This is a genomic window from Streptomyces sp. SID9727, from assembly GCF_010550605.1.
Taxonomy (GTDB): Bacteria; Actinomycetota; Actinomycetes; order Streptomycetales; family Streptomycetaceae; genus Streptomyces.
This window is the reverse complement of sequence record NZ_JAAGNI010000383.1, coordinates 1-6,475: the sequence shown is the minus strand read 5'-3', so window position 1 is coordinate 6,475 and position 6,475 is coordinate 1. Positions and strand designations below refer to the sequence as shown.

Annotated in this window: 6 protein-coding genes; 4 read left to right on the top strand and 2 right to left on the bottom strand. The window is 72.4% G+C overall.

Going from position 1 to position 6,475, the window contains the following annotated elements:
* Positions 1-121 precede the first annotated feature (121 nt).
* Together pepE and G3I41_RS26945 are read right to left on the bottom strand one after the other, a co-directional pair.
* On the bottom strand, positions 122-850 hold the full coding sequence (gene pepE / locus G3I41_RS26950; protein ID WP_164402967.1) for a dipeptidase PepE: 729 nt from the start codon (positions 848-850) through the stop codon (positions 122-124).
* 26 nt (positions 851-876) lie between these two features.
* On the bottom strand, positions 877-1,710 hold the full coding sequence (locus tag G3I41_RS26945) for an IclR family transcriptional regulator (RefSeq protein ID WP_164402966.1): 834 nt from the start codon (positions 1,708-1,710) through the stop codon (positions 877-879).
* Positions 1,711-1,857: 147 nt separating this feature from the next.
* Here G3I41_RS26945 and G3I41_RS26940 point away from each other — a divergent pair, with 147 nt between their 5' ends.
* The 4 genes from G3I41_RS26940 (at position 1,858) to G3I41_RS26925 (ending at position 6,282) form a co-directional block, all read left to right on the top strand.
* A complete protein-coding gene (locus G3I41_RS26940; RefSeq protein ID WP_164402965.1) occupies positions 1,858-2,811 on the top strand; it encodes a DUF1177 domain-containing protein in 954 nt (317 codons plus the stop codon).
* The gene (locus G3I41_RS26935) at positions 2,811-4,202 is read left to right on the top strand and encodes a cytosine permease (RefSeq protein ID WP_164402964.1); all 1,392 of its coding nucleotides are present in this window, start codon (positions 2,811-2,813) and stop codon (positions 4,200-4,202) included. The genes G3I41_RS26940 and G3I41_RS26935 overlap by 1 nt, the downstream gene beginning before the upstream one ends.
* Positions 4,199-5,524, top strand: coding sequence for a M20/M25/M40 family metallo-hydrolase (locus tag G3I41_RS26930; RefSeq protein ID WP_164402963.1), 1,326 nt, complete (start codon positions 4,199-4,201; stop codon positions 5,522-5,524). The genes G3I41_RS26935 and G3I41_RS26930 overlap by 4 nt, the downstream gene beginning before the upstream one ends.
* A 170-nt stretch (positions 5,525-5,694) precedes the next feature.
* Positions 5,695-6,282 (top strand): class I SAM-dependent methyltransferase, encoded by a 588-nt coding sequence (locus tag G3I41_RS26925; protein WP_203601709.1) that lies wholly within the window; start codon positions 5,695-5,697, stop codon positions 6,280-6,282.
* Positions 6,283-6,475: the final 193 nt, after the last annotated feature.

The window sequence follows — 6,475 nt, the reverse complement described above, 5'->3', positions numbered from 1 at the left end:
TGGGCGCTGGCCGCCCCGGAGGCCGGCACGTTCGTCCTGGCGGCGTCGGCCACCGGCCACACGCCGCGCGCCTGCCCGGCGCGGGGCGGCTCCGCGGTCACCGACCTCGTCCTCGGAGGTGTCAGCGCGCCGGAGCGTCGAACCGCGGTTCGGTCCTGAGCAGCCAGGACACGTCCGTCCCGGCCGCCAGCTCCCGGGGCGCCCCGTCCCGCGTGAACAGGCGGGCGGGGCGGGCGCCCTCGACGCGGGCCGCCTCGCCCTCGAGGCGGAGCCACGAGCCCTCGCGCAGGCCGAGGACCGGGACGTCGTTCTCCTCCAGGAATTCGGTGAGCCGTTCCTCGCGCGTCTCGCCCTTGTGGGTGCTGGCCGGGTCCGGGTCCAGGTAGTGCGGGTTGATCTGGAACGGGACGAGGCCCAGGGCCGCGAAGGACGGCGGCTGCACGATGGGCATGTCGTTGGTGGTCCGCAGGGTGGGCGCCGCCATGTTGGTGCCGGCGCTGGCGCCCATGTACGGCAGCCCGGCGCGCACGGCGTCCGCGACGGCCTCGCGCAGCCCGGTCCGGTACAGCGCGCTCAGCAGCCGGAAGGAGTTGCCGCCGCCGATGAACACGGCGTCGGACTCCTTCAGCGCGGCGGCCGGCTCGGCGTGCTCGTGGACACCGCGCACGGTGATCCCGGCCGGTTCCAGGGCGCCACGGACGCGCGCGGTGTACGTGTCGTGGTCGGCGAGCGCGTACGGCACGAAGGCGAGGCGGGCGCCGGCCGGCAGGAACGCGGTGACCGTGTCCAGGGCGTGTTCCAGGTAACCGCGGCCGTACTGGGTGGAGTTGGAGAGCAGGAGCAGGTTCACGGGGTACTTCCTCGTAGGTTGTTCGGTCAGGCGGGCGGAGTGCGGCGGGCCTTGGGCTTCGGGCGCTGCGGCGGGTGGGTGAGGCGCTTCTCCAGCAGCGCGGCGGCGTTTCGCAGCGCGTCGAGGCGGTTTCCCGGCGCGCCCTCGAACCGCTCCTCGGCGCCGCCGAGACTGAGGCTCCCGTACGGTTCGCGGCCCAGGAAGACGGGCACGGCGAGGGTCGCGATGCCCGTGTCGTACTCGCCGACGGTCCAGGCGTACCCCTGGGCGCGGACCTTCAGGAGCTGCTGCTCCAGCACGTCCGGGTCGGTGACCGTGCGGTCGGTGAAGCGGGCCATCGGGCGGCCCCGGAAGAGCCGGTGGCGCTGCTCGTCGGGCAGGTAGGCGTAGAACGACTTGCTGGTCGCCCCGGCGTGCGCCGGGTACAGCTCGCCGACCAGCGGGTAGTAGCGCAGCGGCCCCGCCTCGCCCTCCTCGGCGGCCACACACCGCATGTGGAAGCTGTCGGGCAGGCAGAAGAGCACGGTGTCGCCGGTGACCCGGCGCAGTTCCTCCAGCACCGGTCCGGCCAGCAGCTCCAGCGATCCCGAGCGCTCCCAGAGCCGGCCCAGGCGCAGCACGGCGGGGCCGATGCGGTAGCGCCGGGTGGCGGGGTCGGAGACCAGGAAGCCGCGTCCCGCGAGCGTGGCGAGGAGCCGCTGGGCGACGGAGGTGTCCCAGCCGAACTCCGCCGCGACCTCGGTCACACCCCAGTCGGGCCGGGTCCGCTCGAACGCGAGCAGCACGAGCAGCGCGCGGTCGACGGTCTGGAGGGCTCCGGCGGGGGTGCGCCGGTCGAGTTCGAACTCCGCCATGGCCATCTCACCATTCAGACGTGAATTGCAGATAACGGGAAACCATTGCGCTCAACGCTATCCGATCCCGAATCTGCTCTCAGCACCCCGTCCGGAGCCCCCGCTCCCTGACGGACTCCGGACGGGTGTGACGGATGCGCGAGAAAGGCCCCCATGTTGAAGTACGTACTGGACCTCGTCGAGCTGCTCGACGACCCCCAGGCCAGTGGCAAGACGGCCGTGGAGTACCTGGACGCCGCGGCGGGGGCCGAGGGCTCGTCCGCCCAGGTCACCACGGTGGCCGGCGAGCGGGGCTCGACGGACTTCGTGTCGGTCCGCATCCCCGGCTCCCGGGGCCGCACGGCCGGGGGCGGCGCCCGCACCCTGGGCGTCGTGGGCCGGCTCGGCGGGATCGGCGCCCGGCCCGAGGTGACCGGTCTGGTCTCCGACGCCGACGGTGCGATCTCGGCGCTGGCCGCCGCCGCCAAGCTGCTCGACATGCGCCGCCGGGGCGATGTGCTGCCCGGCGACGTGATCATCGCCACGCACATCTGCCCGGACGCGCCGACCGAGCCGCACGACCCGGTGCCGTTCATGGGCTCGCCGGTGGACATCGCCACGATGAACCGCCACGAGGTGACCGGCGAGATGGAGGCCGTGCTCTCCATCGACACCACCAAGGGCAACCGCATCATCAACCACAAGGGCCTCGCCCTGTCGCCCACCGTGAAGGAGGGCTGGGTGCTCCGCGTGAACGAGCAGCTGGGGGAGCTGCTGGCCGTGGTGACCGGTGAGCCGTTGGTCACGTACCCGGTGACCACCCAGGACATCACCCCGTACGGTAATGGGGCACACCACATCAATTCGATCCTCCAGCCGTCCACCGCGACGGCGGCCCCCGTGATCGGCCTGGCCATCACCTCGGCCGCGGCGGTGCCGGGCTGCGGGACGGGCGCGAGTCACGAGAGCGACATCGCGTCCGCCGCCCGCTACGCCGTCGAGGTCGCCAAGGCGTACGGCGACGGCCGGCTGGACTTCCACGACGCGGTGGAGTTCGACAACCTCGTCAGCCGCTACGGCTCGCTGACCCACCTGCAGACCTTCGGCCGTACCCCCCTGGAGTCCTGATGGCAGCCGCCCCGCAGTCCGGTGCCGTGGCGCCCGCGCCCAAGAGCATCGGCAGCGACGACTACGCGCTCTCGCGCGTCCCGCGCGACAAGCGGTTCGGCTTCTGGTCGATGCTCCTCCAGTGGCTGGCCCAGTCCGGTTCGATCTCGCAGTTCACGCTCGGCGCCACCATCGGCGTCGGGATGACCTTCGGCGACGCGTTCCTCGCGTTCACGCTGGGCGCGGTGATCCTGGAAGTGGTGATCTTCGCGATCGGCCTGGCCGGGATGCGCGAGGGACTGGCGACGCCGATGCTGACCCGCTGGGTCGGCTTCGGGCGCAACGGCTCGGCGCTGGTCAGCTTCGTGATCGCGGTGAGCCTGGTCGGCTGGTTCGGCGTGCAGAACAAGATCTTCGGCGACAGCGTCTCAGCGCTGGTCGGCGGTCCGGCCTGGATGTGGTGCGTGCTCGCGGGCATCGCCATCACCGCCCTGGTGATCTTCGGGTTCCGGTACATGGCGAACTTCGCGAAGATCGTCACGCCGCTGTTCTTCGCCATGGTCGCCTTCTCGGTGATCCGGACCCTGAACGACCACTCGTTCAGCGACCTGGTCCACTCGCCGCCGCCGGGCGACACGATCCCGCTGGCCGTAGCCGCCACCGCCATCGCGGGCGGCTACATGACGGGCGCGATCGTCTCCCCGGAGATGACCCGCTACAACCGCAAGGGCTCGCACGTCTTCCTGCAGAGCGCCTCGTCCATGATCCTCTCCGAGTACATCGTCGGCCTGACCGGTGTGCTCCTGGGCCACCTGGTCAAGAGCAACGAGGTCTCGCACATCGTGCTCTCCACCTCCGGCGCCTTCGGGGTGCTCGTCGTCCTGATGTCCACGGCGAAGATCAACGACTGGAACCTGTACGGCTCCTCGCTCGGCGTCGTCAACTTCTTCCAGGTCGTCTTCAACAAGCGCGTCCACCGCGGCGCGGTGACCATCGTGCTCGGCATCGCGGGCACGGTCCTGTCGGCCGTCGGGATCATGGGCCACTTCACCGAGTTCCTCACGATCCTCGGCGTCGCCATCCCGCCCATCGGGGGGATCATCGTGGCCGAGTACTGGGTCGTCAAGCGGATGCGCAAGCCGCTGGACGAGACCCGGGAGGCCCAGACCCTGCCGGCGCACTCGCCGACCTGGGTGCCGATGTCGATCGCGATCTGGATCGCGGCGTTCTGCGTCGGCAAGTTCTACGACGGCGGTATCCCGGCCCTCAACTCGCTGGCCACCGCCTTCGTCCTGTACTGCGCCCTGGGCCTGCTGGGCTGGATCAAGCCCTACGGCACCTCCGTCCTCGCCGACGAGCAGGACGGCCCGGCCCCGGCCGCCCGCACCACCACCCCTGTGGGAGCAGCATGAGCACCGCACCCGGCACCGCACCCGTCCTGGCCTCCGACGAGGCCCAGGAGGAGGTCGTCACCCTCTGCGCCGAGCTGATCAGGTTCGACACCTCCAACCCGACGAGCACCGAGCGCGCGAGCGCCGAGTGGGTCGTGGCCCGCCTCGCCGAAGTGGGCATCGACGCGGAGCTGGTCGAGTCCGCGCCCGGCCGCGCCAGCGTCATCGCCAGGATCGCCGGCCGCGACCCGGCCCGCGGCGCCCTGCTGGTCCACGGCCACCTGGACGTGGTCCCGGCGGACGCCTCCGAGTGGCAGGTGCCGCCCTTCTCCGGCGAGATCCGCGACGGCTACCTCTGGGGCCGGGGCGCGATCGACATGAAGGACACCGTCGCGGTGATGCTGGCCACCGCCCGGCACTTCGCCCGCACCGGCACGCGGCCCTCGCGCGACCTGGTCCTCGCCTTCCTCGCGGACGAGGAGGCGGGCGGCAAGTTCGGCGCGCACTGGCTGGTCGAGCACCGCCCGGAGCTGTTCGCCGGGGTCACCGAGGCGATCGGCGAGGGCGGCGGGTTCTCGTTCGCGATCGACGACACCCGGCGGCTGTACCCCATCGAGAACGCCCAGCGCGGCATGGCCTGGATGGAGCTCACCGCCACCGGCCGGGCCGGCCACGGCTCATCGCCCAACGACGAGAACGCGGTCACCGACCTCGCGGAATCGCTGACCCGGATCGGCCGCGAGACCTTCCCGATCCGCCTCATCGAGCCGGTCCGCGCCCTGCTCGAAGAGGCCGCCCGGCTCTACGGGGTGGAGTTCGACGAGGACGACATCGAGGGCAGCCTCGCCCGGCTGGGCCCGGTCGCGGACTTCATGCAGGTGGTGCTGCGCAACTCGGCGAACCCGACGATGTTCAGCGCCGGCTACCAGACCAACGTGATCCCGGGGAAGGCCACCGCCCGCGTGGACGGGCGCTTCCTGCCGGGCCACGAGCAGGAGCTGATCGACACGATCGACCGGCTGCTGCTGCCCTCGGTCAGCCGGGAGTGGGTCAACCACGACATCGCCATGGAGACCACGTTCGACGGGCCGCTGGTCGACGCCATGTGCGCGGCCGTCCGCGCCGAGGACCCGGACGGCCACCCGGTGCCGTACTGCAACCCCGGCGGCACCGACGCCAAGGCGTTCACGCACCTGGGCATCCGCTGCTTCGGCTTCAAGGGCCTGAAGCTCCCGCACGACCTGGACTACGGCCGCCTCTTCCACGGCGTGGACGAGCGCGTCCCGCTGGAAGGGCTGCGCTTCGGCGTCCGCGTCATGACCCGCCTCTGGCAGAGCTGCTGACCCGAGCCGCGCCGGACACCCCTGCGGCCAGGCACCCCCTTGGCCCCCGCCGAAGCCATCGGCGGGGGCGTACGGCACGATGGCGCCCTACCCGTCCCACCAGGAGGAACACCGTGGCAGCCGAACCCGAGCCGGAGATTCTCGCCGCCTTCCAGGCCGCCAAGGGCTTCATGCCGGTGGTCGAGGGGCTCGCGCTGTACGAGGCGGCCGCCGGGGCCGCCTCGCTCGGCCTGCCGCTGCTGGAGGTCGGCACCTACTGCGGGCGCTCCACGATCCTGATCGCCGACGCGGCGCGGGCGGCCGGCGTCACCGCGCTCACCGTCGACCACCACCGGGGCAGCGAGGAGCAGCAGCCCGGCTGGGAGTACCACGACCCGACCGTGGTGGACCCGGAGGTGGGCCGGATGGACACCCTGCCCACCTTCCGCAGGACGCTGCACGCGGCGGGCCTGGAGGACCACGTGGTGGCGCTCGTGGGGCGCTCGCCGCAGGTGGCGGCGGTGTGGGGCGGCCCGCTGGGCTTCGTCTTCATCGACGGCGGCCACACCGACGAGCACGCGAACGGCGACTACGAGGGCTGGGCCCCGCATGTCGCCGAGGGCGGGCTGCTGGTGATCCACGACGTGTTCCCGGACCCCGCGCACGGCGGCCAGGCCCCGTACCGGGTGTATCTGCGGGCGCTGGAATCGGGGGCCTTCACGGAGGTCTCCGTCACGGACTCGCTGCGCGTGCTGCGCCGCACCGGGCCGGGCATCTGACCGCACGGCCTGTTCACGGGGTGTCCCCGGGCGGTCGGCGGACGCCCCGGACAGCGCGGGGCCCGGCCGGTAGCATCGCCGGGTGCGCCACCACGAGAGCCTTCCCCCCACCCCGCGCCGCCCGCTCCGGCTCGCCGCCGCCGCCCTGATCTGCCTGGGCCTGGCCGGCTGCGGCGACGGGGGCGGCACCGCA

Bases quoted from the DNA above. Each gene is read 5' to 3' on its own strand.
- G3I41_RS26945 (WP_164402966.1), bottom strand. From the start codon at position 1,710: ATGGCCATGGCGGAGTTCGAACTCGACCGGCGCACCCCCGCCGGAGCC.
- G3I41_RS26940 (WP_164402965.1), top strand. From the start codon at position 1,858: ATGTTGAAGTACGTACTGGACCTCGTCGAGCTGCTCGACGACCCCCAG.
- G3I41_RS26935 (WP_164402964.1), top strand. From the start codon at position 2,811: ATGGCAGCCGCCCCGCAGTCCGGTGCCGTGGCGCCCGCGCCCAAGAGC.
- G3I41_RS26930 (WP_164402963.1), top strand. From the start codon at position 4,199: ATGAGCACCGCACCCGGCACCGCACCCGTCCTGGCCTCCGACGAGGCC.
- G3I41_RS26925 (WP_203601709.1), top strand. From the start codon at position 5,695: ATGCCGGTGGTCGAGGGGCTCGCGCTGTACGAGGCGGCCGCCGGGGCC.